The 1426-nt window shown below is 67.0% G+C and carries 2 protein-coding genes; both read left to right on the top strand.

Going from position 1 to position 1426, the window contains the following annotated elements:
* Positions 1-736: MDR/zinc-dependent alcohol dehydrogenase-like family protein (locus ACYP5B_RS16835; RefSeq protein WP_459570459.1), on the top strand; the 736-nt coding region annotated here is incomplete at its 5' end.
* Positions 737-760: 24 nt separating this feature from the next.
* On the top strand, positions 761-1426 hold a 666-nt coding region (locus ACYP5B_RS16830; RefSeq protein WP_459570458.1), incomplete at its 3' end, for an AMP-binding protein.

The raw sequence follows: 1426 nt of genomic DNA, 5'->3' as shown, positions 1-1426 counted from the left end.
CGCCAAGCCGCCATCGAGTGCGGGCACGCATGCCACCCATGTCACCATGCGCGCCGAACACGCTTGCCTCAGGCCGTCGTCCATCCCGGCCGCCGCCCTGGCGACGCTACCGTACAACTTCCTGACCGTGACGCGCGCGTTTGCCGACGCCGGGATCTGCCGCGAGACCGTGAACGGGCGTCCCGTGCTCGTGCACGGCGCGACCGGTGGCCTGGGCCAGATCGCGGTCTGGTCGCTGCACAGGCTGGGAGCGAATGTTACCGCCGTCGGCGGGCGTAACGGGCTCGATGCCTGCCTGGCCGCCGGCGCCGCCGAACTCGTCGATCGCCACCGCCAATCACTGGCGAGCCTGCCGCGGCATTTTGCCGCCACCCTGAATTTCGCCAATTGGGACGACGAAGCGGACCTGCTGCAACTGCTGGCGCCCGACGCGGCCGGTCACGCGACCACTGTCCATCCGCTGCTCGGCAACTTTGACCGGCTGGGACTGCTCGGAGGCGGCGTGGCCACGCTGGTTGGCAAGCGTGGCAAACACGGCCTGATACCGAAGGGCGCGCGCTATGGGTGGACGACTTTCCGCCCGAACCCTTCGGCCTTGCAGGCACTGGCCGATTGCGCGACGGCGCTGGCCCCGCCTGCGGTGAAGACCTTTACGCTCAGCCAGGCCGGGCAGGCGTACCTGCACGTCGAGCAAGGCCAACCCCGGCGGGCCGTCCTGCTGCCAGGGCGACTCTAAAAAAAGCCAATACAAGGAGACAATATGCCAGATACCACACACGATCGCGGGCCGCGTAGCGGCGGCATCCGGACCCAGGCCGACATCGACGACTTCGAACGCACGCCCTGGCAGGAAAAGCTGCCCGCGCAGAACACTTACGAACTGCTGTGCCAAGCCTGCGACAGTCATCCGGACAAGACCGCGTTGCGCTTCGTCATGACCGGGGCGGCTGACGCGCCAGAATTTGTCGTCGATTACGCAACCCTCAAGGCGCGCGTGACGCAAGCGGCCAACGCCTTCCACCGCGCCGGCATTACAACCGGCACGACGGTGACGTTGCTGCTGCCCAATCTGCCCCAGACCCATTACGCCTTGCTGGGCGCGCAGGCTGCCGGCATCGCCAGTCCAATCAACCCGATGCTGGAGGTCGACTATATCGCCGCCATCGTCAATGAGACAGGTGCGCAAGCGCTGGTCGCCTGCGCACCTGTCTCTGACAGCGCGCTCTGGGACAAAGCCGTCGCCGTAGCCGACCGTTGCCCTTCGGTGCGGACCCTGTTCGTCGTCAGCGTTGCGCCGTATCTTCCTGCCGTGGAGCGTGCGCGAGTTGATGCGGCCTTCGACACGGCGTCAAGGCCGTGCCGCGCGGACGTGAAGATGGTCGGCTTCGACCAGGCGCTGGCGGCCGAGCCGTCGGACATGCTGGTT

The sequence above is a fragment of the Cupriavidus sp. 8B genome (assembly GCF_054589115.1).
Note: the sequence above shows the minus strand (reverse complement) of the source record. Positions and strands in the feature narration are given on the sequence as shown.